The organism is Pseudomonas sp. HP_01, from assembly GCF_055284355.1.
Genome location: NZ_JBTOPV010000037.1, coordinates 1 through 25,829, shown reverse-complemented (window position 1 = coordinate 25,829; position 25,829 = coordinate 1). Strand labels below are relative to the sequence as shown.

The following is a 25,829-nucleotide window of genomic DNA, read 5'->3' as shown; positions in this document are numbered from 1 at the left end:
GGCTTATAAAACGTGGTGGACGGGTAACCAGGTGCTCTGACTCTCGCTCAAGCTTAGCGAGGGTGGCTGCTGCAGTGTGCGGACCGGTGCGCCGGTTTCGAACAGTCTAGTCGGACTCTGCACGGACATTTGCGCGATGTAAGCGGCCGGAAGATTGCCCGTTTGCACGCTCACACCGTTGACGCGGGCGGTAAGATTTCCATAGCCGGCGGCGTAGGGATGATCCACAGGCTGCTGGCTGAACGTCTGGCTCCAACTGCCGACTTCAGTGCTGCTGGCAAGGCTGCGGCGCAGGCCGTTGATGCGGTCGGCGCGTTCGGTGTTCTTGCCGAAATCGGTGCGAGATACATCCGCGTTGCCATCAGCCGCTTGCGCCGCCGCGCTGCTGCCAAGGAACGCCAGCGCCAGAAAGAGCTTGTTGAACGTCAGCATGAGCAGGTCCTCCGGCGCCAGGCGCCTTGTTGGGTACGGTTTGGAGCATACCCAGCCAGCGCTGAACCCCTCCTGAACATATCCCGACCCACCGCATTCGTCAGCAAGCTGACTCCCACAGATTCTGCTCAGCCGTTGGATTTTGCGTTCGCCGCCCATCGATTTGCCCGCAACCGAGATTTCCTGCTCCGACGCCGATCCACTGTAGGAGCGTGGCTTGTCCCGCGATCGGCTGCGCAGCAGTCGTGAAACTTGACGCCCTGGTAATGCCTGACACACCTCATGCACCGATTTACTGGCGCTGCGCGCCAGATCGCGAGCAAGCTCACTCCTACAGGTTCCGCGGCGTCCAAAGCATTCAGCGCAGACCAAAAGCCGTGCCCGACCGTGCGCAGATTCCGAGCCGGACGAAGATCAATGTAGGAGTGAGCTTGCTCGCGAAAGCGGTCTGCCTGTGCCATCAATATCGCCTGACCCGCCGCATTCGCCAGCAAGCAGGCTCCCACAGGTTCTGCTCAGCCGTTGGCTTTTGCGTTCGCCGCCAATCGATTTGCCCGCAACCGAGATTTCCTGATCCGACGCAGCTCTACTGTAGGAGCGCGCTGGCCCGCGAAGGCGGTCTGCCTGTGCCATCAATATCGCCTGACCCGCCGCATTCGCCAGCAAGCCGGCTCCCACAGGTTTTGCTCAGCCGTTGGCTTTTGCGTTCGCCGCCCATCGTTTTGCCCGCAACCGCGATTTCCTGCTCCGACGCAGCTCTACTGTAGGAGCGCGCTTGCCCGCGAAGGCGGTCTGCCTGTGCCGTCAATGTCGCCTGACCCGCCGCATTCGCCAGCAAGCCGGCTCCCACAGGTTCTCTGCATGACGCCGAACTCCCGGCCAACGCCGATCCACTGTAGGAGTGAGCTTGCTCGCGAAGGCGGTCTGCCTGTGCCATCAATGTCGCCTGACACACCGCATTCGCGGGCAAGCGCGCTCCTACAGGTTGTGCGCTGGCCGTGGATTTGCGTTCGCCACAAACCGGTGTTGCGGGTCCTACGCTTTTGCGTTCGGCGGCAAACCGGTTTTGCGCACGACGCGGCGGTTCCGGCAGAATGCCGGGCATGACTCGATCCCTGACACTCCCCGACTGTTGCCCTGCCCTGACCGCTCACTGGCCGTTGCCCCACGGGCTGGCGGATGTGGTGTTGGTGAGCAGTCGGTTTGATCCGCAAAAGCTCGTCGACGGTGATTTTCAGCGCTGTCTCATCGAGCCGCCCGCCTCCATTCAGCGGTCGGTCGCCAAGCGGCAGACGGAGTTTCTTGCCGGTCGTTTGTGCGCCCGTGAGGCGATGCGCCGGTTGGACGGCCGCGTCCACGCCCCCCTCATCGGCGAAGACCGCGCGCCTATCTGGCCGCAGGACCTGACCGGCTCGATCACCCACAGCACCGGCTGGGCCGCCGCCATCGTTGCGCGCAAAACGGACTGGCGCGGATTGGGCCTGGACGTCGAACAGTTGATGAGCAACGAGCGCGCCGTGCGCCTGGCCGGTGAGATTCTGACTCCGGCGGAAATGCAGCGACTGAACGCCGGGCCCGAGCACGAAACAGCCAAGGTCGTCACCCTGACCTTTTCCCTCAAAGAAAGCCTGTTCAAGGCGCTCTACCCCATCGTGCTCAAGCGCTTTTATTTCGAGGACGCCGAACTGCTGGAATGGTCAGACGACGGCACCGCGCGGCTGCGGCTGAAAATCGATCTTTCGGAGGAATGGCACAACGGCAAGGAGCTGGACGCGCAGTTCAGCGTGCAGGACGGGCAGCTGTTGAGTCTGGTGGCGATTCGGGGCTGACGGCCGCGCCCAACGGACAATGCTCACATCGCCCCACCCATTCAACCCGATGACTTAGGCAGCATGTGCGCCGCTGCCGAACCGTCTGCCCATCCTTCTCTATATAGCTAACGGACTGGAACAGCGGATTGCGCAGCCCATCCGGCGTCATCCTTTCCCGCAACAAACCATACCCCGCAACAACGGAAACGTCGCTCGCCGCGGACAGCTGCCGCAAGCAGGTCTCCAGATAATCCCCGGCGTTGCCCCACAGCACGGCCGCCGGCACATCGCCGTAATCACTCAAGCGGTCGATCACCTGCTGCAAATTCTCCAGCAGCGGCGCAAACCGCTCGAACGGGTCATCCGAAACCGCCACCTGCGTAACAGCCCCGTCAAACCGCACCCCATCCAGAAATCCCCGTTCGTGCAGGGCGAAACTCAGCCGGTCAAGCCCCAGCGGCCACCCCAGCCCATGGACCAGACTCGCCACCACCACGGGTGGAATCAGCTGCATGGCGTAGTACTTCATCCATTGCGAGACCAGCACCGGCAACTGATCTCTCACCAAGTCCGGCCCATACACCTTCAGCAGCAACCGATCCAGAACCTCATCCCGCAACAGCTCGGTCAAACGACACACAGGCCGCTTTTCATCGACCACCACCGTGCGGGCAAACCCGGCCAAGGCACCGTCGAACATCAAGCGTCCCCCTGCTGACGCGGCCAGGCCAGGCTGAAACACGCGCCGCCGAGGGTCTGGCTGCGCCCGATCAGCGCACGGCCGCCATGCCAGTGGATTATGCGACGCACGATCGACAACCCCAACCCATGCCCGCCCGACGCCCGAGTGCGGCTGTCGTCCAGGCGCATGAACGGCGTGAAGATCCGCTCCCAGGCACTTTCCGGTACGCCGGGGCCGTTATCTTCGACGTCGATGCGACAGCGCTCTTCACTCAGCTGATAGCCGATGCGCACCTCAGACTCGGCGTGGCGCATGGCGTTGCTCACCAGATTCTGCAACGCGCGATGCAAGTAACGCGGTTCGGCCTCGACCCAATGCTCTTCCCCTGATCCGACACGGTTGAGCGCATCGACGCACTCGCCGAGCCTGACACTGATATTCGGCCGCAGCGGCGCCAGTTCGGCAATCACCTGCTCGATCAGGGCGTCCAGGTCGATGCGCTGGAAATTCAGGGTCGGCGCGCCCTGCTCCAGGCGCGCGTAGGTGAGCATCTCGTCGACCAGCTTGTCGAGGTCCTGAATATCGCTGTCCATGCCCACCATGTATTTATGCCGCGCTTCCGGGGTCGTGGCGTCGTTGATCATTTCCAGCCCGAAACGCAGCCGCGCCACTGGCGTGCGCAGCTCGTGGGACACGGCGCGGACCAGTTCGCGCTGGATCATCAGCGAGCGCTGCAGGTGCTCGGCCATGCCGTTGAATGCGGACGCCAGCCGCCCGACCGAGTCCGCGCCCGCCCCCGCACTTGCTACAGGAACGCGAGTTTCCAGGCTGCCCTGGGCGATCTGCGTGGCCGCCGCTTCCAGCCCGCGCAGCCGGTGCTCGAGCCGACGCACCAGCAAGTACACCACCAGCCCGATCAGGCACAGGCCAAGAAACGTGATCAGGATCAGCAACTCCGGCGGATAGGGGTTCATCTGGAACAGCGGACCGATCTCCAGCACCCACGGGGTTTCACCGACGCCGGACAGCACGCGGATCGAGTCGCCGCCCTTGCCCAGTGCCATCACCGTGTCGCCCTCGTCGATGCGTCGACGCTGGTCATCGTCGACATCCAGCTTCTCCAGCCGGATCAGCCGCATGTCGAAGCCGAACCCCTTGCTCTGGCGCAACGTTTCCAGCCGCGCCGGCTGCTCATCGACGGGCAGACGCACCAGTTCGTCGAGCAACAGAAAGATCGTCGCGCGGGCCAGTTGCTCACTGATCTGCCGCACCTCGCCGGTCAGGAGCAAACCGCTGGACGGATTGCCCGACAGCGCTGGCTCGACCTCCCGAAAGACCTGCGCGGCATGGGGCCCGGTCTGCTCGACCACCACCTGCCCGCGACTCAACCGGCTACGGGCGCTGCCTTCGAGATGCGCGTGCTCGGCGGTCTCCAGTGCCAGCGGAATGCCCAGCAGGCGTTCCCACACGGCGAGAGCTCGGGTGCGCTCAATGTCATTCATGCCGCGCAGATTGTCGGCCATCAGCGTGAAGGTGCCGTGGGCCAATTGCTCGCGGTAGTGATCGGCGCGCACGGCGTTGACCAGATGCAGGGTCAGCACGCCGAGCAATGCCACCAGCACCAGAACGCCGAGCATGCCGCCATAGATGCGCAGGAAGATGGAATTCATCGGTCAGCCGTCGCGCTTGAGGGAAGGCAGTTGCGCGGCGGCGTGGGGCACGAACAGGTAACCCTTGTTGCGCACGGTCTTGATCAGGCGCGGGTGATCGGGGTCGTCACCGATACGCGGGCGGATTTTCGAGATGCGCACATCAATGGAGCGGTCCTGGCCGTCATAGCCGACGCCGCGCAGGGCCGTGAAGATCTCTTCGCGAGAGAGAATGCGCCCGGCGTTGGCGACCAACAGCCACAACAGGTCGAATTCGGCGCTGGTCAGTTCGACGCTCTGGTCGTTGAGCCAGGCTTCGCGCAGGGTGTTGTCCACCACCAGCGCGCCGAATTCCAGACGGTGCTGTGCCTGGACAGGGCTTTCGAGGGTTTCGCTGCGCCGTAACAGCGCATGGATGCGCGCGAGCAGCACACGGGGGTGCACCGGTTTGCCAACATAATCGTCGGCGCCCATGTCCAGCCCCTGAATCTGATCGCTGTCGTCGGTGCGCGCGGTGAGCATCAGGATCGGCCCGTCGTAGTGGCTGCGCACCTTGCGGCAGATGCTCAGGCCGTCTTCGCCGGGCAGCATGAGGTCGAGGATCACCAGATCCGGCTGCTCGTCGATGATGCGCCGGGCCGCCCGCGCGCCGTCCCCTTCGAGGCTCACGCGCAGGCCGTTGTTTTCGAGGTAGTCCCGGGTGAGTTCGGCCAGCCGCTGGTCATCCTCGACGATCAGCACCTGCCAGGGTTGTGGCTGCACGGTGAGGCTCCTTGTTTTTTCTTATTAATAGCCGGCTTTACATTCGCGATTTTGGAAGGTGCGGGCAGCGATTCCCCGCGATGCGCCCGATCATGGGCAAATCGGGTGGCAGACACAACGCATTCGCCAGCAAGCCGGCTCCCACAGATCTGCAATCGCCGCCAACCCAGATCAACTGTAGGAGCGCGCTTGCCCGCGAATGCGACCTGCCTGTGCCACCCATTCCACCTGACCCAGCGCATTCCCCAGCAAGCCGCCCCTACAGATCCTGCACCTGACGCCGAAACCTCAGCCAACGCTGATCCACTGTAGGAGCGCGCTTGCCCGCGAATGCGATCTGCCTGTGCCGCCCATTCCACCTGACCCACCGCCTTCGCCACCAAGCCGACCCCCACAGATCCTGCGCCTGACGCCGAAATCTCCGCCAACCCAGATCAACTGTAGGAGCGCGCTTGCCCGCGAATGCGATCTGTCTGTGCCGCCCATTCCACCTGACCCACCGCATTCCCGAGCAAGCCGGCTCCCACGGATCTGCAATCTCCGCCAACCCAGATCAACTGTAGGAGCGCGCTTGCCCGCGAATGCGATCTGCCTGTGCCGACCATTCCACCTGACCCACCGCATTCCCCAGCAAGCCGCCCCCCACAGATCCATGCCTGCCCCGGAAACCTCAGCCAACGCAGATCCACTCCAGAATCGCCCTTGCCAAATACGTTTTTTGTGATAGCGTTCGCGCCCTCAAAAAACCGGGCAATTGTTTTTCACCGGCGTTTTCCGCGATGAAAAAACAGTGACCAGCGGCCCATCCCAGACGCCATGCGGCCTACACGGGATTTCGCCGTTTCACACACAAATTACACACAGCTTTATCCACAGGTCATGCGTTGCAGTAAGTGTCCGAAACGCATATCTTGTAGCCCTTCGACGGCACAGACCCTACATGTAGGGTTTTTGTCTAAATCCCAAACACAACTTATGTCGCGATTTCAAGGTTTTTTTCTCGCGCATGACGTGTGTACGAAGGGCTGAATAACCCCCGAATCTACCGCTTTATCCCGCCCGCGCGAATGGCAGACCACCCAGCCTTGGGATCTGCGCGCAGCGGCACACGTGTTGCAACATCACACGCGCATTCTGCAACAGTTTTCAGGGTGACGGACTCAGGTCCGGCACCCTTTTCGACTTCAACGCCAGGGAGGGTAAATCCACCTTCCCATTCGTCCTGAAGTCATGGCCTGACGTTTGTCAGTCCACTGCCGCAAGACGAAACGGTGGGCGCGCATTTTGCGCCCAAACAAACTTAAAGAACGTGGAGACACCCATGCAAACAGACACAACTCGCGAGAATCCGCAGGCCACCGCGCCGCAGACAGGTGCGACCCAGCAGGACCTGTCCGCCACCGCTCCGGGTCAGCTGCGTGTGATCAAGCGTAACGGCACCGTCGTTGCGTACACCGATGACAAGATCACCGTCGCCATCACCAAGGCCTTTCTCGCAGTTGAAGGCGGCAGCGCTGCCGCTTCGTCGCGTATCCACGACACCGTTGCGCGCCTGACCGAACAGGTCTCCGCGACCTTCAAGCGCCGCATGCCGTCGGGTGGCACCATCCACATCGAAGAAATCCAGGATCAGGTCGAACTGGCGCTGATGCGCGCCGGCGAGCAGAAAGTCGCCCGCGACTACGTGATCTACCGCAACGAGCGCTCCAAGGAGCGTGCCGGTCGCACCGCTGGCGAAACCCCGGTGCAGGCGCACCCGTCGATTCGCATCACCGCCAAAGACGGCAGCCTCGCGCCGCTGGACATGGGCCGCCTGAACACCATCGTCACCGAAGCGTGCGAAGGCCTGGCCGAGGTCGATGCCGACCTGATCCAGAGCGAAACCCTGAAGAACCTGTACGACGGCGTTGCGCTGACCGACGTCAACACCGCACTGGTCATGACCGCCCGCACCCTGGTTGAGCGTGAGCCGAACTACTCGTTCGTCACCGCCCGCCTGCTGATGGACACCCTGCGTGCCGAAGGCCTGGGTTTCCTCGGTGTCGCCGAAAGCGCCACCCACCACGAAATGGTCGACATGTATGCCAAGGCACTGCCGGCTTACATCGAGAAAGGCATCCAGTTCGAACTGCTGAACCCTGTGCTGGCCGAATTCGACCTGGAAAAACTGGGCAAGGCGATCAACCACGAGCGTGATCAGCAGTTCACCTACCTGGGCCTGCAAACCCTGTACGACCGTTACTTCATCCACAAGGACGGTATCCGTTTCGAACTGCCGCAGATCTTCTTCATGCGTGTGGCCATGGGCCTGGCGATCGAAGAGAAAGCCCGCGAAGACCGCGCCATCGAGTTCTACAACCTGTTGTCGTCCTTCGACTACATGGCCTCCACCCCGACACTGTTCAACGCCGGTACCCTGCGACCACAGCTGTCGAGCTGCTACCTGACCACCGTTCCGGATGACCTGTCGGGCATTTACCACGCCATCCACGACAACGCCATGCTGTCCAAATTCGCAGGCGGTCTGGGCAACGACTGGACTCCGGTTCGTGCGCTGGGCTCTTACATCAAGGGCACCAACGGCAAATCCCAGGGCGTCGTTCCGTTCCTGAAAGTGGTCAACGACACCGCTGTTGCAGTGAACCAGGGCGGCAAGCGCAAAGGCGCTGTCTGTGCGTACCTGGAAACCTGGCACATGGACATCGAAGAGTTCATCGAGCTGCGCAAGAACACCGGTGATGATCGCCGTCGTACCCACGACATGAACACCGCCAACTGGATTCCTGACCTGTTCATGAAGCGTGTCTTCGACGACGGCAAGTGGACCCTGTTCTCGCCGTCCGAAGTGCCGGATCTGCACGACCTGACCGGTAAAGCCTTCGAAGAGCGCTACGAGTACTACGAAGCGCTGACCGAGTACCCAGGCAAGGTCAAACTGTTCAAGACCATTCAGGCCAAAGACCTGTGGCGCAAAATGCTGTCCATGCTGTTCGAAACCGGCCACCCATGGCTGACGTTCAAAGACCCGTGCAACCTGCGTTCGCCACAGCAGCACGTGGGCGTGGTCCACAGCTCGAACCTGTGCACCGAGATCACCCTGAACACCAACAAGGACGAGATCGCGGTCTGCAACCTGGGCTCGATCAACCTGCCGAACCACATCGTCGACGGCAAGCTGGACACCGACAAGCTCAAGCGCACCATCGACGTTGCCGTGCGCATGCTCGATAACGTGATCGACATCAACTACTACTCGGTGCCGCAAGCGAAGAACTCCAACTTCCGTCACCGTCCGGTCGGTCTGGGCATCATGGGCTTCCAGGACGCGCTGTACCTGCAGCACATTCCTTACGGTTCCGATGCTGCCGTGGAATTTGCCGACCGCTCGATGGAAGCCGTCAGCTACTACGCGATCCAGGCTTCCTGCGATCTGGCGGACGAGCGCGGTGCCTACGAGACGTTCCAGGGTTCGCTGTGGTCCAAAGGCATCCTGCCGCTGGATTCGCAACAGATCCTGATCGAACAGCGTGGCCAGAAGTACATCGACGTCGACCTGGAAGAAAGCCTGGACTGGGCGCCAGTTCGCGCTCGCGTTCAGAAAGGCATTCGTAACTCGAACATCATGGCCATCGCACCGACCGCGACCATCGCCAACATCACCGGCGTGTCGCAGTCGATCGAGCCGACTTATCAGAACCTGTACGTGAAATCGAACCTCTCGGGCGAATTCACCGTGATCAACCCGTACCTGGTTCGCGACCTGAAAGCCCGCGACCTGTGGGACTCGGTCATGATCAACGACCTGAAGTACTACGACGGTTCGGTGCAGCAGATCGAGCGCATCCCGCAGGAGTTGAAAGACCTCTACGCGACCGCCTTCGAAGTGGACACCAAGTGGATCGTTGACGCGGCCAGCCGTCGTCAGAAGTGGATCGACCAGGCGCAGTCGCTGAACCTTTACATCGCCGGCGCATCGGGCAAGAAGCTGGACGTGACCTACCGCATGGCCTGGTACCGTGGTCTGAAAACCACTTACTACCTCCGTGCCCTGGCCGCGACCAGCACCGAGAAGTCGACCATCAACACCGGCAAGCTGAACGCCGTTTCCAGCGGTGGCCACGGCCCGGACGACTCGGCGATCACCGCCCCGCGTCCAGCCGAAGCGGCACCGGCCGGTCCAGCGCCAGTGCCAAAAGCCTGCGCGATCGACGAGCCGGACTGCGAAGCCTGCCAGTAAAACCCGCTGGCAAGCGCCTCCACCTGTAGGAGCGCGCTTGCCCGCGAAGTCCTCGCTCACACCACAGATCCCTGTAGGAGTGAGCTTGCTCGCGAAGCGGCTCAAGCAACACCGCGACCCGGGAGCCTAAACGCTCTCGGCCCTCGCTGCCCCTCCCCACTTTCCGCTACACTCCCCTCTTGCCAAGCCAGGAGATCGCCCCATGCCAGCTGCCTCGCTAGAGTCCAAAAAAGCCTACTGCGCCAAAACGCGTCGCTCCAACTACGCCGCCAGCCTGCGTCTGGAAGGTTTCGAGAGCTCGCCCGCCGACTCCGAACGCCGCCTGCCCTCCCGGGAAGAGCTGCTCACCAGCTACCGCAAAAAACAGGCCTGATGGTCGACAAATACGGCGTCGGACAAGACCCTTACTGTCCGCCCGGCAGCACTGTGCTGCGCAACCGCCTCGACCTCACCGATGCAAAAACCCTGGCCCAAGCCGAGCGCGACCTTTCTGAAGTCGCCGCCGAAGCCATCGACTTCTCCCCTCCTCCCTACGACCTGCCCTACCTGCAAGCCATCCACCGCCAGTTGTTCGCTGATCTCTACGATTGGGCGGGCGAACTGCGCACCGTCGACATCTCCAAAGACCAGACCCACTTCTGCGTGACCCACCGCATCGAGCCCGAGGCCAACAAGCTGTTCAAGGTATTGGCCGACGCGAACTGGTTTCAGGAGCTGGATCGTGGGCACTTGATTGCGGCGAGTGCCGAGCTGTTTGGGGATTTGAACGTGATTCATCCGTTTCGTGAAGGGAACGGGCGGGCTCAGCGGATTCTGTTCGAGCACATCATCGTGAATGCGGGGTTCGAGATCAGTTGGTGGCCGGTGGAAGCGGAGGAATGGATACGGGCGAATGTGGATGCGGTGGGGTGTGATTACGAGGGGATGGTGCGGGTGTTTGAGCGGTGTGTTGGGGGGGCGATTGCAATTGATTGCAAGGAAGATTGATTCAGGTGAATGGTGATCTCCGGAACGCCATTCGTCGCGATTAAGTCTCTCGACATTGAAGGTCGTTCAAAGCCGCAGCTAGGGCGCCTCAAGCTGCGGCCCTTTGAATACGCCGCGATTACCGTCTGAAAGCAAAACGGCCGCTCCTGTCGCCGCATTCATAGCGACACATTGACGCCGTTCGACGGATTGCCGCGCCATCTGACACACTATATGATGTGTCTCGCAACACGCAGACACACTAGATAAGTGATCCAACTTGATCCAGTGGCGCTTTTCTCGAACGCACGAATCGGGAATTAACGCAAAGGAAAATGACGGCAAATCGCCCCTCAAATTCCGTCACGGACGAACCTGCGCCGGGCAAAATCTGTATAATCCCGCGCTCATCCAGGGTACTCAAAATGACCGCTTGCACTTGCAAAACCGTCACTCTGAAATCGGCCTCTGCTGACTTGTTTCGCAGGTGCACCGCAGGCAACCCTCGCAGCATGTTCGTTGATCGATTTGAAGCAGCGTTTAGCGCCTTAGTCGATCAATCACAGTAGCACCAAGAACCACCCAACCTATTCCCGTTGCCAGCCCCGCTATCAGCAACGCTGGCAACGCATACTTTGAAATCCACAGGCCGCTTAAAACCGGTCCTCTAGCAGGAGCCTCCTCACCATGCTGAGCTGGGACGAATTCGACAAAGAAGACGCCGCTGAACCCGCCAAAGGCGCCAACGCCGGCCACGCTTCGGAAGCTGCGATGGACAAACTCGACAGCGCCGGTGGTGCTGCTGCGCTTGAAGCCCGCGCCGTCAGCGCAAACGACTCCGACGCCATTGCCCGCGCCAAAGCCGCGCTGGACAAGCTGGACGTCGCTGAAGGTCTTGCCGAACTCGAAGGCTCCGCCGCCCGCGTCGCGGTCGACGAAAAACGCATGATCAACTGCCGCGCCGACCTCAACCAGCTCGTGCCTTTCAAGTACGACTGGGCCTGGCAGAAGTATCTGGACGGCTGCGCCAACCACTGGATGCCGCAAGAGGTCAACATGACCACGGACATCGCCCTCTGGAAAGACCCGGAAGGCCTGACCGACGACGAGCGCCGCATCGTCCTGCGTAACCTGGGCTTCTTCTCCACCGCCGACTCCCTGGTTGCCAACAACCTCGTGCTGGCCGTGTACCGCCTCATCACCAACCCTGAATGCCGCCAGTACATCCTGCGCCAGGCGTTCGAGGAAGCGATCCACACCCACGCCTACCAGTACTGCATCGAATCGCTGGGCATGGACGAAGGCGAGATCTTCAACATGTACCACGAGATCCCGTCGGTCGCCAAAAAAGCAGCCTGGGGCCTCAAATACACCCGTTCGATCTCCGATCCGAAGTTCGAGACCGGCACCGTCGAAACTGACAAAGAACTGCTGCGCAACCTGATCGCCTACTACTGCGTCCTGGAAGGCATCTTCTTCTACTGCGGCTTCACCCAGATCCTCTCCATGGGTCGCCGCAACAAGATGACCGGCGTCGCAGAACAGTTCCAGTACATCCTGCGTGACGAGTCCATGCACCTGAACTTCGGCATCGACGTGATCAACCAGATCAAAATCGAAAACCCACACCTGTGGGATGCCGAAATGAAGGAAGAAGCGACCCAGATGATCCTGCAAGGGACCCAACTGGAAATCGAATACGCCCGCGACACCATGCCCCGCGGCGTACTGGGCATGAACGCAGCGATGATGGAGGACTACCTCAAGTTCATCGCGAACCGTCGTCTGTCGCAGATTGGTCTGAAGGAAGAGTATCCAGGGACGACCAACCCGTTCCCATGGATGAGCGAGATCATGGACTTGAAGAAAGAGAAGAACTTCTTTGAGACGCGGGTTATTGAGTATCAGACGGGTGGGGCGTTGAGCTGGGATTGATTTAGCTCCAATCACGGCAAGGCACGCTAGAGTAAGCTCTAGCGTGCCTTTGATATTTCAAGCAGCTTATAGTTCGTTGCGTGTTAGCCCTAATTCTCGAGCCAGAATACCGAAACGCTCCTTGATGTTTGACGAATCATTAGTGCCTTGTTGGGATAGCCGATCATACTCTAGAAGCTCATACGACGAACCTGCATAGTCCACAGCCGCTTTAATCTTATTTTCCTTGAGTCTTTCCCTAAAGTCTAGCAACTTGCGGCGGGTAATCTTATCTACTTCACGAGCCTCCAACGCTGCTCGGAAAACTAGATAATACACAATCATATTACCCTGAGCCTGCAGCAACTCGTCCTTGTCCATAAATACGCCTGACATCGACTCGATCACGAGCAATGCTGCAGCTTTGAGATCGGCTACATGACCGGCAGCGCCGGTGTGATATTGTTTTGCAAGCGCGTCCAAATATACTTTTTTGGTATCTATAAGACGGCCACCGCCACGCAGATTTTCCTCAACCAGCAATATGCGCACCGCAACCTCTCGGTGCTTATAGCGACTATTATTGAAGCGAACCTTCCTGAGAAACAACTCGGAGGCCGCGAGTTCCCTTATTGCAGAAACTAAATCCCCACCTATAGCATTCCGCTTCTCGGCGGCGTTTAACGGAACAGCTTCGTTAAGCCTAGAAAACATATCTTCTATCAGATCTTCATCATCAGTGCTGATTCCGACTACAGGCAGGACAAAAGAATCGAAAGCAATACGTATCTTTGGAAACTCCTTCGCCATATCCTCGTAAGTAAGATTTGCAAGATGAATAGTGGGATCTCGCTGATATTCGAAATCTTCGGAAATTGCGAACTCACCGTCTATAAAGTCCCAGATGGTCTGTAACCGCTGGCGCCCGTCAACTACCGCATAACCAAATCCTGTGTCAGTCTTTTGCTCTCTTGAAAACTCATGAAAGTATAGCTTCGGCACATCATAGTCATTAAGAATAGAGTCTATTAGAAGTTGCTTCTTTTCTAACGTCCATACTCCACCCATGCGTTGATAGTGAGGATCGAGTTGAATACCATCCTTTTCAGAATACAAAAACATTATTGTGCTGTTTTTCAGTGCGAACGTCTCGATGAAGCTCATTAAACGCCCTCCTTGATGATTTGCCCTACACTTGCCAGCTCAGGAAACATCTGAAATCGTCCAAACCCCAAAATTCTGAGCTGTTTCAGAATCGTAGGTTTTGCATGATTAGGAATCTTATATTTAATGACATGAGATGAATTACCTATTTCTTCAATAGGTATGTTCTCATGGTGATGAATAGTGAAAACGCCTAGCTGAGCTTGTATGCGCGCATTGTTGCGGGTCGCAATGGTAGCTACGGGAAGCAGTTGGACGCGTTTATTCTGAGCAAGGCTGTGCACGGAATATGCTTCAAGCTCAGAATCATCGAAAGAAGGAATATAGCCCTCCTCATCCTTATTATTGATGTGCGCATGCTTATTTAGTTCTGAAGGCCTAAGAAGCCATAAGGCAGCGTCCGCTTCCTGGCCAGCGGCATATCCCTCGACCGCAAAGTAAAGTCCAACAAGCGGACTCTCGCTCCAGTCGAGCAAACGTGTGGGAACGCCATAGTGCTGCATAAGGAATAGCCAATCGAATGATTCGCCCGGATGGCGCTCGATGAGCATAGCTGCGCTTTGTTTAAAGCGCTTTAACAGGGTTGCTTCAGAAGGAGGATTGACTAAACGCACATATCCTGGCAGTAGGGCCCAGTCGATATTAGCTTGGCCTCTGTACCAAACTGCTCCGGTATAGCCGTCATTGTCTTCATCCAATGCTTCCAATAGCGATTGTACTGACGTGATTTCTCGCATGACCACACGCGTCTCCTTGCGTAAAAAGGGCCATCTAACAGGTAAGTCCACGCTACTATTTAGCCAGCACAATGTCTATGGAAATGTAAATATATGTAACATCGATTGCATCGTTGGATCAGGAGAGGGGGGACAGATGGAGGACGGACGCAGGAGTGCCGGCCCCCGTAGCATCAGCGACTCCTATTGCTCAAGCTACTCTAAACCCTACGCCAGAACGCGAGAAATGATGTGGAGACCAATAGAAATTCGCTATGACCTAGTCAGTATTACTCCTGGGAACCGCTCAACCCGGCCTACGTAGAAGGCAGGGGATATCGCGGTGGGCTATTTTGCGACCGCCCGTTAGGTAAAATCGTAAGACTGGGGGCCGGTACCTATTGCGACGTTAACATCTGGATGGTGATTTCTTCTCCGAACTCAAGAACCTGCGGAGCAACAGACACATTGTCAACACGCACACCCTCAACTACAGGATCAATTTGCCCTAAGACCGTAGTGGAAAAGTCTTTAAGCTCTTCTGATACTCTGAGCTTAGCAATCTTCCCATCCATCTCATAAACCCTGTAGATCTTATATCGACCCAAATCCCGCATATGCAGCAACTCATTGATGGAGACATGTATTTTTTGTTCAAAGCTGCCTGAGGTAGCTTTCACATCGATATAGATTTCGTCCTCCACCACAAAGTCGTATGCTTCGATAGCATTTTCGCTGGAGGCCCACCGGTAACTACCGATTTTTCCAGATGCTTGTTGATGCCCAAGAAAATAATCAACAAATTCCTCACCCATGGAGCCTAATGCATCTGCTTTATCACGAGCTTTTCTCAAATCATCTTTGGATATCTTCCGTTTCGAACTCCATCTTTGTAAAGCATTAACTCCGGACATACCTCCCTGACATGCATCTTCAAATGCGCCATCGATATCCATAAGTCGAGCGGCGTGCGCGCTATCAACGCCAGAAACGCTAACCAAATCCTCTATCTGCGCCGCACTAAAACCACGCATCGACTCCCCATTCATTGCCTTGGATATATGGGCGTGGAACGTCTGGTCCTCAGCGATGTGGCCGGATACGAGCACTAGCTTGAGCTCATCAGGGACTGGCTCGCCTGAAAAAATGAGAATGGCATAATCTCCCTCACGCAGACAGTTATAACGCTCAGGCATGTCAAATGGGTTCGAGATGAACTCACCGTTTAAGCGCCAATTTTTGTAAGCAGCTCCTTTGACAATTTTACGCGCTAGAGAATGCTTCGTAGCTGCCCCAGGACCATATATGCCGAGGTCGACGAGGAATGATGTTTTACCTCTTTGGGCGGAAATATTAGGTAGATCCGGGTATAGAACATCGATAAAGACGTTTGCATTAAGATTAATAGACTTTTGATTACCAGAATTCATCTCCCTGTAATGCCAAGCAAAAAGAGTCAAGTCGGATTTAGTCAACCGTTTAACAGCGATTTTGCTCATGATTATTCCTTCAGGTTTTGCATAATTTCTTTAGCCAACGCATATGCCAGCAGCGGAGGCACGGCATTGCCGATCTGCTTAAATGCAGGATTCATGCTCCCCGAAAATTCAAAACCATCTGGGAAGGATTGAAGCCGGGCTGCTTCCCTGACCGAAATGGTTCGAGCTTGAGCGCTGTCATAATGTATATGAGAGTAGCCATCTTTCCCCAAATGCGCCATTAACGTTCGCGCAGGTTTGTTCGCCTCCATTTTTCGCCATTTATTTGGAAACTTAGTTGGGTCATAGGGCGGGACCATCTTCGTATACAAAGCTTTGAACGCTTCGCTGCCCTCTTCTAACGATTCGCCCAAAATACGTCGTTGAACAACCTTTTCGTTAAATAGGTCGACTGCATGGTTGAACGCTTCGGGATACTGGTCACCAGGATTCATGCGCGCAAAAATTGGGTAGTCGCGTGGCAACGCGCGAGTCACATGCCCGTAAACTACACCATGACTCTCAAAACCCGGCCAGTTTCGCATTAGAGACGCGTAGTCGGAAACGTTGGGGCCATCGGGATAAGTAGCTTCTTCCCTAGGACTACGCGCGCCTTTTTTGACCTCACCAAGCAGATGTTTATCAATTCTTGGTAAGTCGCTTAATGCTAGGTTAGCGGTGACTGCCGGAGCACATGTTTTGGCATCCGCAACGGGGGGATGAATAAAGTAATGATCTTCGCTAAGTAGATCGAGATTGATATTCTTTAGAGCCACCTTGCGGCTATTGTCATAGCCACGAGGCAAATCAACCCAGTGTGTAGGCTTAGGAAAGCTGACAGTTTTTTTAAGGCCTTTGGCATAGGCAATCAAAAACATGCGTTCCCGCATTTCCGGAACCCCGTAATAAACCGCGTTAAGTAACGTATAACCGCAATCATAGCCGAGGTCATCAAGAGTTTCGCACACTTCCTCGGCTATATTATGCCCTCCATAATTCAGGACATCTGGCACATTCTCCATCAAGATTGCTACGGGCTTCAGCTCCTTAACAAAGTGAAGATAGCGAAGGTATAAATTTCCTCTTGGATCTTGTTTGAATGCCTGGGGGTGTTCAGCGACCTCTCTCAGCTTCGCCCTGCCGACTCTCGCAAATGCTTGGCAGGGTGGACCGCCTACAATAATGTCGATTGCACGATCCGGTGGACCGTTGAACCCCATATCACTTATAAACGTGGCTGGTTCTATTAAGGTAATATCATGAGCTTGAGCATGTTTTTCGAACTGATCGGGAAGCAAGTTTTTATGAAAGTTGGTAGCGTGAGAGCGAGCAGCATGTGCGTCAAACTCAACCGCTGCAACATTTTTAAATCCTGCTCGGTCAAAGCCTAATGAAATCCCACCGCAGCCTGCGAACAGGTCCAATACTCGTGGAGCTTCACCGCCGTGAATACGAGCAATTTTTTCTTTGTGAATGTTTCTCATAGAAAATTGAGCGGCCTTAAATCAAAGCGAGCGAGTATATCGAACCGAGGCAATTCAAGCATCCTCCAAACGGCTAAGTCTATCGCCCGATTTTGCCGTCTAACCGTGAGTGCACACGAAGCCGAGGCCAATCAAGGGCCTTGAGATGTGGTCTAGCAAAGTGCAGTCTTTAAGCCCAACGCTGGAGGGAATTTCTGGGGTTGTGTGGCTTATCCAAAATGCCGTGGGATCAGGGCGATTTTCGCGCCGATGACGGTGAAGTAACGCCACCAGACCAAATGAGCACGTCCGCCAACCCCTGACGTGCTCCGCACAAATCTCGCACCAGCAATCCCCCGCCGCGCAAACACTCTGGCGGCGTCATGAGATGGCGGTGTGTCAGTGACGAATCAGGTGCTGACACAATTTTCGCGGGCAAGCGCGCTCCTACAGTGGATGTGTGCTTGGCAGGAACTATCTGGCGGCACTCACACAAAGCGCCTTGCCGCGAAGCACTACAAAACCCTGAAAGTTCCCGCCCAAGCCCCCTTCCCCACATAACATTTTCGCTAACAAATAGTTACCCGGGTTTCATTTGCCCCTGCGTTCGATGCTTCGTAAGGTGGGTTCACCCCATCGAACCCGCCCAGCGCTGGAACGATGGAAACCCACACCCAAGCCGGAGAACGTCAAACGCCTGATCAGCTTTTAGCATTTTGTTTCTGTCGTTCGCTGCGTCGTTGCTCCCGACGTGGTGCCTCCAAGCTCCAAACTTCAGCCGCTCCCCAGCGGCTTTTTTTTGCTCAGCATTTGCTGAATCCGCCCTGCCATTTCCGCCGTATCTGCGACCGGGCGAGCGCGCAGCCGACCGCAAGCACCAACACGCAAAACATCGCCCAGCAGACGCGCTACCTCTGTCATGTCCCGCGCTTCCATCCCTTGGCGAGTGATGAACTGCGTCCCCAGCCGCAACGCCTGATGCCCTGCGCGGGAAGGATCAACACACGTCCCGATGAGAATCCCCTGGGCCTGCAACGCGAGCATCACGGTGCGTGGATCAGCATCCAGTGACAGCGGCAGCAGCAGTTGATGGGTGTGCACTTCGCCGTCATTAGCCCCTATGACAGGCAACCCGGTATCGACCAGCGCGCGATGCAGCGCCGCGCTGTTGCTGACAATGCGGGCGGCATAGTCACGGCCATTGGCCTGGGCTTCAGTGAGGGTGACCGCCAGGGAGGGCAGCCGGCCGGCGTCGTAGTTGGCGAGCATCCGGGTGTCGAGCAGGTTGCGCAGCGCGGGGGCTTCTTCCGGGTCGCGTCCGAGCACCAGCCCTTGGGGTCGGCCGGGCAGGGTTTTGTAGGTAGAGCTGCTGATGAGGTCGACGCCGACGTCAAACGGGTTGGGGTACGTGCCGCCAGCAATAAGGCCGAGCACGTGGGAGGCGTCGAACAGGGTTTTGGCGCCGACCGCGCGGGCGGCGCTGACCACCGGGGCGATATCGTCGGCCTTGATCATGACGCTGCGCCCCAGCACGACGAGCCTGGGGCGGGTGTGGGTGATCATTTCCGCCGCGCGCTCTGCGTCGAGTCGGCAGTTGCGGCGGTCGAACGGCAAGTCTTCAACGACGAGACCTGCCAATTCTGCGGTGCCGCCACGGCGTTGGCTCAGGTGCCCGCCGTGCTCGGCAGCGGGTGCCAGCACCCTGTCGCCCGGTCGGCAGTAGGCGTGAAAGATGGCCAGGTTGGCGAAGGTGCAGCTGGCCAGGCGGACTTCGGCCCATGCTGCGCCGAACAGGGTCATGGCCGCTTGGCTGGTGAAGCTTTCGAGCTCACTGACCAGTTCGGTGTCCGGCTGTTCTTTGTGGCCGGTCGGGCCCATCGCCGGGTAGGCGCTGAACGCGGGATTGTAGGCGGCCATGGCGCGGGCGCTGGGGAGGTTGGCGCCGGCGTAGAGCATCAGGCGCTGGGTTTCCAGCTGCGGTAACCGGTCTGCGCAGGCGGCGAGCAATGCATCGAGATCACGGGGCATGGTCGGCAGCTTCCTCAATGACGCATTAACGGCGGATCGAATCCGGGTGCTCGGACTCGTCCCTGACCAGCAGCATCAGGGCGTCGCGTTTCTCCAGCAGGTGGTGGCGCAGGATGCTGCTCAGGCGCTTGCCGTCCCGGGCTTGCAGGGCCTCGATCATTTCTTCGTGGTCGTGCAGGGCGCGGTCCCATTTCGGTGCTTGATGATTGGAGAGAAAGCGTAATGCGTGGATGCGCCGGTTCAGCGACAGGTAGACCTGACGCAGCGCCGAGTTGCGCGCAGCCAGGTTGATCAGGTCATGGATGGCGCGGTTGCGCTGGTAGTAACCCGGCAGGTCGTTCTGGTTTTTGCTGACCACCATGGCGTAGTGCAGCGCTTTGATGTCGTCGATTTCCTGGGCGGTGATGCGCTCACAGGCCAGCTCTCCAGCGAAGGCTTCGATGCCGCTCATCAGTTCGAAGGTTTCGCGAATCTCCAGTTCCGACATGCGCGCAACGCTGGCGCCACGGTTGGGGTTGATTTCGATCAGCCCTTCTACGGCCAGCACCTTTAACGCTTCGCGCAAGGGCGTGCGGGAGATACCGAGGGTTTCGCACAGCTCGCGTTCGTTGAGCTTGGTGCCGGGTGCGAGCACGCCTTCGGTGATAAAGCCGCGCAGGTGATCGATGACGATGTCGTGCAGACGCTGGCGTTCGACCTTGGGCATTGGCCGGGCGTCGGGCTGTACGCTCATTTCTTCAGTATTTTGCATTCAAAAATCCTTCCTGGACCCGCTCTAGCGCCGAGTCCTTATTCGAAAATGCTCCAGTTCGCCAGGAAGATTAGCGTAATTGGGCCGTTTGACACAGCATCGCCCTGTGCTAGGTTAATTTTGAATTCAAAATACAAAATTATAAAAAAACAAGGAGACACCGATGCTGAAGCTCGATTTCCACCCTGCCGGTCGCCACTTCCTTCAGATCCCGGGGCCTAGCCCTGTGCCGGATCGCATCCTTCGTGCGATGAGTTACCCCACCATTGACCACCGCGGCCCCGAGTTCGGCGAGCTGGGGCTCAAGGTGCTGGAAGGCATCAAGCAGATCTTCAAGACCGTGAATCCGGTGGTGATCTATCCGGCGTCGGGCACCGGTGCCTGGGAAGCGGCGCTGTGCAACACGCTTAGTTCGGGCGACGAGGTGCTGATGTTCGAGACCGGCCATTTCGCGACGCTGTGGCAGAAGATGGCGCTGAGCCTCGGGCTCAAGCCGCAGTTCATCGGTCGGCCCGGCATTGAAGGCTGGCGCGGCGGGATTGATGCGCAAATGATCGAAGACCACCTGCGCGCTGACAGCGGGCATCGCATCAAGGCTGTCTGCGTCGTGCACAACGAGACCAGCACCGGCGTCACTTCGGACATCGCTTCCGTGCGCAAAGCCATCGATGCGGCGGGCCACCCTGCCCTGCTGCTGGTCGACACCATCTCCGGCCTGGCCTCCGCCGACTATCGTCATGACGAGTGGGGCGTGGACGTCACCGTCTCCGGCTCGCAGAAAGGCCTGATGCTGCCGCCGGGCATCAGCTTCAATGCCCTGTCGCCCAAAGCCATCGAGGCCAGCAAGCGTGCCGGTTTGCCCCGCAGTTTCTGGGCATGGGACGACATCATCGAGATGAACAAGACCGGTTACTGGCCGTACACGCCGAACACCAACTTGCTGTACGGCTTGTCCGAAGCGCTGGACATGATCCTCGGCGAAGGCCTGGACAACGTGTTCATCCGTCACAACCGTCTGGCGAAGGCCTGCCGCACCGCCGTGACCGCCTGGGGCCTGGAGATTCAGTGCGCCGATCCGAGCGTTTACAGCCCCGTGCTCACCGGCGTGATGACACCTGAAGGCATCGATGCCGACCAGGTGCGCAAGACCATTTACGAGCGCTTTGACATGTCCCTGGGCACCGGTCTGGGCAAGATGAAGGGCCGCATGTTCCGAATCGGTCACCTGGGCGACTGCAACGACCTGATGCTGATGGCCACCCTCACCGGCTGCGAAATGGGCCTGCAGATGGCCGGCGTGAAACTTCAATCCAGCGGCGTTCTGGCCGCGATGGATTACCTGGGAGGGCAATCGGTGCCGCTGCGACGCGACTAATGCCACACCCCGCTGCGGCCCGCCCGCAGCGTTTTTGACACATCTCACTATCCCGAATCATCGCGTTGTCAGCGAACACAATAAGAAACTGGAGATAGCACATGAAGTTTTTACGTCTGCGCCCCACCACGGTGGTGCTGTTCATGCTGTGCGCCATGTATTTCATTACCTACCTGGATCGCGTCAATGTCAGCACCGCCGCCGTCGGTTTCGGTAAAGAATTCAATCTGAGCAAAACCGAGATCGGCATCGTCTTCTCGGCCTTCGCGTACCCCTACCTCATCTTTCAAATCATCGGCGGCTGGGTCAGCGACCGCTTCGGCGCCAAGCGAACGCTGGTGGTGTGCGGGCTGATCTGGGCCAGCGCCACGGTGCTGACCGGTCTGGCGGGCGGCTTTGTCTCGCTGATCGTCGCGCGGATCCTTCTCGGCCTCGGTGAAGGCGCGACGTTCCCCGCAGCAACGGCCGCCATGTCACGCTGGATCCCCAAGGAAAAACGCGGCTTCGCCCAGGGCATCACCCACGCCTTCGCCCGCCTCGGCAACGCATTGGCGCCAGCGGCGATGATCGCGGTCATGGCCACCTACGGCTGGCGCGAATCGTTTTATGTCTGCGCGGCCACCAGCTTTGTGTGGGTCATTCTGTGGATGTTTTTATTTACCGAGCATCCGAAAGACCACCCGCGCATCTCTAAACAGGAACTGGACACCCTGCCGCCGCCGAAAGTGAAATCCACCGTCGTGCTGCCGTGGGGTCGCCTGTTCAAGCGCATGGCCCCGGTCACGATCGTTTATTTCTGCTATGGCTGGACGCTGTGGCTGCTGCTCAGTTGGGTGCCGATGTACTTCATGAACATGGGCCTGGACTTGAAGGGCACAGCGATTTTCGCGTCGACGGTGTTCTTCGGCGGCGTGGTCGGCGACACCCTGGGCGGCATCGTCAGTGACCGCATTTATGCGCGCACCAAGGACCTGAAGAAGGCGCGCAGCCTGATGGTCGCCGTGTGTCTGGGCCTGACGCTGCTGTCGCTGGTGCCGTTGATGTTCACCAAGGACATGCACATTTCCCTGGCCTGCCTGGCGATCGGGTTTTTCTTCTCCGAGATGACCATCGGCCCGATGTGGGCGATTCCGATGGACATCGCGCCGGACCATTGCGGTACCGCGAGCGGCATGATGAACACCGGATCGGCCATGGCTGCCATCGTCAGCCCGGTGGCCGCCGGTCTGTTGATCGACAAGTTTGGCAACTGGCAGCTGCCGTTTCTGGTCAGCATTATTCTGCTGGCGATTGGTGTCGTGCTGTCGTTCCGCATGAAGCCGCAGAACAAGTTCGACTACGGGACGCCGGCAGCGCCGCTGACACCGAGTGCGGAACCTGCTCCAGTGGTCAGTAAGTAACGCGACAACGGGAGCCGCCTTCGGGTGGCGCTGCCGTCCGATAAGCTGCAATCGAGCCCACTCAATGGAGCACCCTTTTGGACACTGACACCCAACCTTCGCGCCTGGCGCAATTAATCGTCGATGCTCAGAACAAGCATGATTTGTTGGGCGAGCTGGATGACGACCTGAACCCGACCGACCGCGACGCGGCCTACCTCACGCAACAGAAGATCCTGCGCCTGCGTGGCGTTGAAGCAGGGGGCTGGAAGATTGGTTCCAAGTCCTTGGACGGGCCGATTCAGGGCTCGCCGCTGCCTCGCGACTGCCTGTTCCCGTCGACCGGCACGCTGGACCGAAGCGTCTATCCGCCGGTGGGTCTGGAGCTGGAAATCGCCTTCCGTTTCAATCGCGACTTCAGCCCTCGGGATGAGGCGTACAGCGACGAGGAAGTCATGGCGGGCATCGGCGAAATGGCGGCGTCCATCGAGGTGGTTTCCAGCCGGTTTGCGGCCTGGCCGAAGATCGAGCCGCTGACGCAATTGGCCGACTTGCTTAACCACGGCGCCTTGGTGGTGGGTGATTTCGTACCCTACGATGCGTCCTTTCCCTTCGTGGAACCGACGCTGACCTTCACGGTGAATGGCGAGAGCATCGTGCCGTCCAAAGTCGCCAATCCGGCAGGCGACCCGCGCCGGCTGTTGCCGTGGCTGGTCAACCATCACACCCTCAATGGTCTGCCGTTGTCCAAGGACTTCGTGATTACCACGGGTTCTTATACCGGCATGCACCTCGCCCAGGGCATGGCTGAGGTGATGGGGCAGATCAATGGGCTGCCGCTGGTTTCATTGACGCTGGCCTGACGCTTTACCTCGCTGCCATAAAAAAACCCGCCGAGCTGGCGGGTTGTTTTTTGCTGTAAAGCTTTTAGTCAGGGCGGCGAACATACGACCGGTAAACGGGCTGCCAGAAGTCTTTTTCGATCGCTGCTGACAATTCTTCTTCCGATTGCGGCGGCGCCACACTGTCGCGCTGGGCGGCCATGCCGACGGCAAAGGCGATGCGTTTGCTGACCGACTGAACATCCCGCAAAGGCGGCAACATCTGTCCTGCCGCTGCGCATTCAGCCAGTGCCTGGGCCGAAGCCATCAGCATGCCGTCGGTGACGCGGGTCGCCTTGCTGGCGATAGCGCCGAGGCCGATGCCGGGGAAGATGTAGGAGTTATTGCACTGGGCGATGGGAAAGGTTTTGCCCAGCACCTCAATCGGCAGAAACGGACTGCCCGTGGCCACCAGCGCCTGCCCGTCGGTCCATTGCAGAATGTCCTTGGGGTGCGCTTCGATCTGCGAGGTCGGGTTGGACAGCGGCATGATGATCGGCTGCGGGCAGTGGCTGTGCATGGTCTCGACGATCTGCTGGGTGAACAGTCCGGCCTTGCCCGACACGCCGATCAGCACGGTGGGTTTGGCGTTGCTGACCACCTCATGCAGCGACGGCCAGTGGGCGCTGAACGCCCAGTCGTTGAGGGAATCGCTGGAGTGGGCCAGGCGCTGTTGGAAATCATAGAGGCCCGGCTGGCGATCGGTCAGCAGCCCTTTGCTGTTCAGCAGATACACCTGACTGCGGGCCTGGGCTTCGGACAAGCCTTCGAGCTGCATCGCGGCGATGATCTGCTCGGCGATCCCACAACCCGCTGACCCGGCGCCGACAAAGGCGACGGTCTGATCGGACAAGCGCTGGCCCTTCATCTTGCAGGCGGCCAGTAAGGTGCCGACGGTGACGGCGGCAGTGCCCTGAATGTCATCGTTGAAGCAGCAAAGCTGATCGCGAAAGCGCGCCAGCAGTGGCATGGCGTTGGTCAGCGCGAAGTCTTCGAACTGCAGAATGGCTTCCGGCCAACGACGCTGCACGCCCTCGACGAATGCCTGAACGAACGCATCATATTCAGCGCCGCGAACACGCTCCTGCCCACGGCCGAAGTACAGCGGATCTGCCAGCAGCGCCGGATTGTTGGTGCCGACGTCGAGCACCACCGGCAGCGTGTAGGCCGGGCTGATGCCGCCGCACGCCGTGTACAGCGACAACTTGCCGATGGGGATGCCCATGCCGCCAACGCCCTGATCGCCCAAGCCGAGGATGCGCTCGCAGTCGCTGACGACGATGACTTTGACGTTGTCTTTGGTGACGTTGTTGAGGATCTCGTCGATGCGGTCTTTGTCGGCGATGCTGATGAACAGGCCGCGATGGCTGCGGTAGATGCGGGAAAATTCCTGGCAGACCTTGCCGACGGTGGGGGTGTAGATGATCGGCAGCATCTCGTCGAGGTGGTCGTCGACGACGCGGTAGAAGAGTGTTTCGTTGGAGTCCTGGATCGAGCGCAGGAGGATGTGTTTATCCAGATCGGTCGCGCAGGCCTGGTACTGGTGATAGGCGCGGCTCGCCTGTTGTTCGATGGTTTCGACGCGTTCCGGGAGCAGGCCTTGCAAGGCAAGGGCTTCGCGTTCGTCGAGGCTGAACGCCGTGCCTTTGTTCAGAAGCGGAGTGCCCAACAACGTGGGCCCGGCGAAAGGGACTTGCAAGGTGCGATCAGTGGCATGGGTCATGTCTGTCTCCTGTGCTTATTGTATTTTGAATTGAAATGTACACCTTTGGCCTGGAAAGCCAATGCGCCGATGGAATCTGCGGTGCCAGGACGGACGCTTTCCCGGCTGAAGCCGGTCCCACTAAGGCATTGCGTACACCCAAGGAATTGGCTCATGCCGCATACCCTGTGGGACCGGCTTTAGCCGGGAAGACGTCGGGCGTCACGCCGCATACCTTGTGGGACCGGCTTTAGCCGGGAAGGCGTCAGGCGTCGCGCTGCAAATCTCGCGTTTAAACGCTGCCCTCAAGTGTAGGAGCGCGCTTGCCCGCGAAAGCGTCGGCATGGACTGCCCGTCTGCGTCGGATGTACCGGCCTCTTCGCGGTCTCGTGTACACAACACCGAGCCCACGAGACAACGCCAACAAAAGCGTGGGACG

The 25,829-nt window shown here is 58.5% G+C and carries 19 protein-coding genes; 8 read left to right on the top strand and 11 right to left on the bottom strand.

Going from position 1 to position 25,829, the window contains the following annotated elements:
* Window positions 1-3 precede the first annotated feature (3 nt).
* Window positions 4-432 (bottom strand): hypothetical protein, encoded by a 429-nt coding sequence (locus ACYAR8_RS19010; protein WP_463580749.1) that lies wholly within the window; start codon window positions 430-432, stop codon window positions 4-6.
* A gap of 1,103 nt (window positions 433-1,535) precedes the next feature.
* Between ACYAR8_RS19010 and ACYAR8_RS19005 the strand changes: the two genes are divergently transcribed.
* Window positions 1,536-2,261: a 4'-phosphopantetheinyl transferase family protein gene (locus ACYAR8_RS19005; protein WP_463580748.1), complete on the top strand. Its 726-nt coding sequence runs from the start codon at window positions 1,536-1,538 to the stop codon at window positions 2,259-2,261.
* Here ACYAR8_RS19005 and fhuF read toward each other — a convergent pair.
* The 3 genes from fhuF to ACYAR8_RS18990 are packed head-to-tail and all read right to left on the bottom strand — an operon-like array spanning window position 2,212 to window position 5,336.
* On the bottom strand, window positions 2,212-2,985 hold the full coding sequence (fhuF, locus tag ACYAR8_RS19000; RefSeq protein WP_463580747.1) for a siderophore-iron reductase FhuF: 774 nt from the start codon (window positions 2,983-2,985) through the stop codon (window positions 2,212-2,214). The two genes, ACYAR8_RS19005 and fhuF, sit on opposite strands and share 50 nt — an antisense overlap.
* On the bottom strand, window positions 2,943-4,595 hold the full coding sequence (locus ACYAR8_RS18995; protein ID WP_463580746.1) for an ATP-binding protein: 1,653 nt from the start codon (window positions 4,593-4,595) through the stop codon (window positions 2,943-2,945). The genes fhuF and ACYAR8_RS18995 overlap by 43 nt, the downstream gene beginning before the upstream one ends.
* A 3-nt stretch (window positions 4,596-4,598) precedes the next feature.
* Window positions 4,599-5,336, bottom strand: a complete 738-nt coding sequence (locus ACYAR8_RS18990) for a response regulator (protein WP_463580745.1) — start codon at window positions 5,334-5,336, stop codon at window positions 4,599-4,601.
* A gap of 1,321 nt (window positions 5,337-6,657) precedes the next feature.
* Between ACYAR8_RS18990 and ACYAR8_RS18985 the strand changes: the two genes are divergently transcribed.
* The 4 genes from ACYAR8_RS18985 to ACYAR8_RS18970 all read left to right on the top strand — a co-directional run bounded on the left by ACYAR8_RS18985 (window position 6,658) and on the right by ACYAR8_RS18970 (window position 12,474).
* Window positions 6,658-9,573 (top strand): ribonucleoside-diphosphate reductase subunit alpha, encoded by a 2,916-nt coding sequence (locus ACYAR8_RS18985; RefSeq protein ID WP_108120522.1) that lies wholly within the window; start codon window positions 6,658-6,660, stop codon window positions 9,571-9,573.
* A 202-nt stretch (window positions 9,574-9,775) separates the two neighbouring features.
* Complete coding sequence (locus ACYAR8_RS18980; protein WP_139214569.1) at window positions 9,776-9,946, top strand: YhfG family protein; 171 nt, start codon at window positions 9,776-9,778, stop codon at window positions 9,944-9,946.
* A complete protein-coding gene (locus ACYAR8_RS18975; protein ID WP_463580744.1) occupies window positions 9,946-10,560 on the top strand; it encodes a putative adenosine monophosphate-protein transferase Fic in 615 nt (204 codons plus the stop codon). Before ACYAR8_RS18980 ends, ACYAR8_RS18975 begins: the two co-directional genes overlap by 1 nt.
* A 666-nt stretch (window positions 10,561-11,226) precedes the next feature.
* On the top strand, window positions 11,227-12,474 hold the full coding sequence (locus ACYAR8_RS18970) for a ribonucleotide-diphosphate reductase subunit beta (RefSeq protein WP_037012114.1): 1,248 nt from the start codon (window positions 11,227-11,229) through the stop codon (window positions 12,472-12,474).
* A 66-nt stretch (window positions 12,475-12,540) separates the two neighbouring features.
* On the opposite strand, the gene ACYAR8_RS18965 is transcribed toward ACYAR8_RS18970, so the two are convergent.
* From ACYAR8_RS18965 to ACYAR8_RS18940, 6 genes are all read right to left on the bottom strand, one after another.
* The gene (locus tag ACYAR8_RS18965; protein ID WP_463580743.1) at window positions 12,541-13,617 is read right to left on the bottom strand and encodes a GmrSD restriction endonuclease domain-containing protein; all 1,077 of its coding nucleotides are present in this window, start codon (window positions 13,615-13,617) and stop codon (window positions 12,541-12,543) included.
* Window positions 13,617-14,354: an FRG domain-containing protein gene (locus ACYAR8_RS18960; RefSeq protein WP_463580742.1), complete on the bottom strand. Its 738-nt coding sequence runs from the start codon at window positions 14,352-14,354 to the stop codon at window positions 13,617-13,619. The genes ACYAR8_RS18965 and ACYAR8_RS18960 overlap by 1 nt, the downstream gene beginning before the upstream one ends.
* Before the next feature lie 377 nt (window positions 14,355-14,731).
* Window positions 14,732-15,832, bottom strand: coding sequence for a protein NO VEIN domain-containing protein (locus tag ACYAR8_RS18955; RefSeq protein ID WP_463580741.1), 1,101 nt, complete (start codon window positions 15,830-15,832; stop codon window positions 14,732-14,734).
* Between the two features lie 2 nt (window positions 15,833-15,834).
* A complete protein-coding gene (locus tag ACYAR8_RS18950; RefSeq protein WP_463580740.1) occupies window positions 15,835-17,295 on the bottom strand; it encodes a DNA cytosine methyltransferase in 1,461 nt (486 codons plus the stop codon).
* A gap of 753 nt (window positions 17,296-18,048) precedes the next feature.
* On the bottom strand, window positions 18,049-19,302 hold the full coding sequence (locus ACYAR8_RS18945) for a glycine hydroxymethyltransferase (RefSeq protein WP_463580739.1): 1,254 nt from the start codon (window positions 19,300-19,302) through the stop codon (window positions 18,049-18,051).
* 25 nt (window positions 19,303-19,327) lie between these two features.
* Entirely contained in the window at window positions 19,328-20,053 is a 726-nt protein-coding gene (locus ACYAR8_RS18940; protein WP_074892822.1) for a GntR family transcriptional regulator, read from the bottom strand.
* A gap of 163 nt (window positions 20,054-20,216) precedes the next feature.
* Between ACYAR8_RS18940 and ACYAR8_RS18935 the strand changes: the two genes are divergently transcribed.
* From ACYAR8_RS18935 to ACYAR8_RS18925, 3 genes are all read left to right on the top strand, one after another.
* The gene (locus ACYAR8_RS18935) at window positions 20,217-21,428 is read left to right on the top strand and encodes a pyridoxal-phosphate-dependent aminotransferase family protein (RefSeq protein ID WP_463580738.1); all 1,212 of its coding nucleotides are present in this window, start codon (window positions 20,217-20,219) and stop codon (window positions 21,426-21,428) included.
* A gap of 101 nt (window positions 21,429-21,529) precedes the next feature.
* Window positions 21,530-22,828 carry an MFS transporter gene (locus ACYAR8_RS18930; RefSeq protein ID WP_463580737.1) on the top strand — a complete coding sequence of 433 codons (1,299 nt, stop codon included), beginning with the start codon at window positions 21,530-21,532 and terminating at the stop codon, window positions 22,826-22,828.
* A gap of 77 nt (window positions 22,829-22,905) precedes the next feature.
* Window positions 22,906-23,670, top strand: a complete 765-nt coding sequence (locus ACYAR8_RS18925) for a 2-keto-4-pentenoate hydratase (RefSeq protein ID WP_463580736.1) — start codon at window positions 22,906-22,908, stop codon at window positions 23,668-23,670.
* A gap of 64 nt (window positions 23,671-23,734) precedes the next feature.
* On the opposite strand, the gene ACYAR8_RS18920 is transcribed toward ACYAR8_RS18925, so the two are convergent.
* On the bottom strand, window positions 23,735-25,411 hold the full coding sequence (locus ACYAR8_RS18920) for an NAD-dependent malic enzyme (RefSeq protein WP_108120539.1): 1,677 nt from the start codon (window positions 25,409-25,411) through the stop codon (window positions 23,735-23,737).
* Between the last annotated feature and the right edge of the window lie 418 nt (window positions 25,412-25,829).

What these genes read in the sequence shown, in the direction of transcription:
- ACYAR8_RS19010 (WP_463580749.1), bottom strand. Translation starts at nt 432, where the DNA reads ATGCTGACGTTCAACAAGCTCTTTCTGGCGCTGGCGTTCCTTGGCAGC.
- ACYAR8_RS18985 (WP_108120522.1), top strand. Translation starts at nt 6,658, where the DNA reads ATGCAAACAGACACAACTCGCGAGAATCCGCAGGCCACCGCGCCGCAG.
- ACYAR8_RS18960 (WP_463580742.1), bottom strand. Translation starts at nt 14,354, where the DNA reads ATGCGAGAAATCACGTCAGTACAATCGCTATTGGAAGCATTGGATGAA.
- ACYAR8_RS18955 (WP_463580741.1), bottom strand. Translation starts at nt 15,832, where the DNA reads ATGAGCAAAATCGCTGTTAAACGGTTGACTAAATCCGACTTGACTCTT.
- ACYAR8_RS18995 (WP_463580746.1), bottom strand. Translation starts at nt 4,595, where the DNA reads ATGAATTCCATCTTCCTGCGCATCTATGGCGGCATGCTCGGCGTTCTG.
- ACYAR8_RS18975 (WP_463580744.1), top strand. Translation starts at nt 9,946, where the DNA reads ATGGTCGACAAATACGGCGTCGGACAAGACCCTTACTGTCCGCCCGGC.
- ACYAR8_RS18980 (WP_139214569.1), top strand. Translation starts at nt 9,776, where the DNA reads ATGCCAGCTGCCTCGCTAGAGTCCAAAAAAGCCTACTGCGCCAAAACG.
- ACYAR8_RS18945 (WP_463580739.1), bottom strand. Translation starts at nt 19,302, where the DNA reads ATGCCCCGTGATCTCGATGCATTGCTCGCCGCCTGCGCAGACCGGTTA.
- ACYAR8_RS18920 (WP_108120539.1), bottom strand. Translation starts at nt 25,411, where the DNA reads ATGACCCATGCCACTGATCGCACCTTGCAAGTCCCTTTCGCCGGGCCC.
- ACYAR8_RS19005 (WP_463580748.1), top strand. Translation starts at nt 1,536, where the DNA reads ATGACTCGATCCCTGACACTCCCCGACTGTTGCCCTGCCCTGACCGCT.
- ACYAR8_RS18940 (WP_074892822.1), bottom strand. Translation starts at nt 20,053, where the DNA reads ATGCAAAATACTGAAGAAATGAGCGTACAGCCCGACGCCCGGCCAATG.
- ACYAR8_RS18930 (WP_463580737.1), top strand. Translation starts at nt 21,530, where the DNA reads ATGAAGTTTTTACGTCTGCGCCCCACCACGGTGGTGCTGTTCATGCTG.
- ACYAR8_RS18970 (WP_037012114.1), top strand. Translation starts at nt 11,227, where the DNA reads ATGCTGAGCTGGGACGAATTCGACAAAGAAGACGCCGCTGAACCCGCC.
- ACYAR8_RS18935 (WP_463580738.1), top strand. Translation starts at nt 20,217, where the DNA reads ATGCTGAAGCTCGATTTCCACCCTGCCGGTCGCCACTTCCTTCAGATC.
- ACYAR8_RS18950 (WP_463580740.1), bottom strand. Translation starts at nt 17,295, where the DNA reads ATGAGAAACATTCACAAAGAAAAAATTGCTCGTATTCACGGCGGTGAA.
- ACYAR8_RS18965 (WP_463580743.1), bottom strand. Translation starts at nt 13,617, where the DNA reads ATGAGCTTCATCGAGACGTTCGCACTGAAAAACAGCACAATAATGTTT.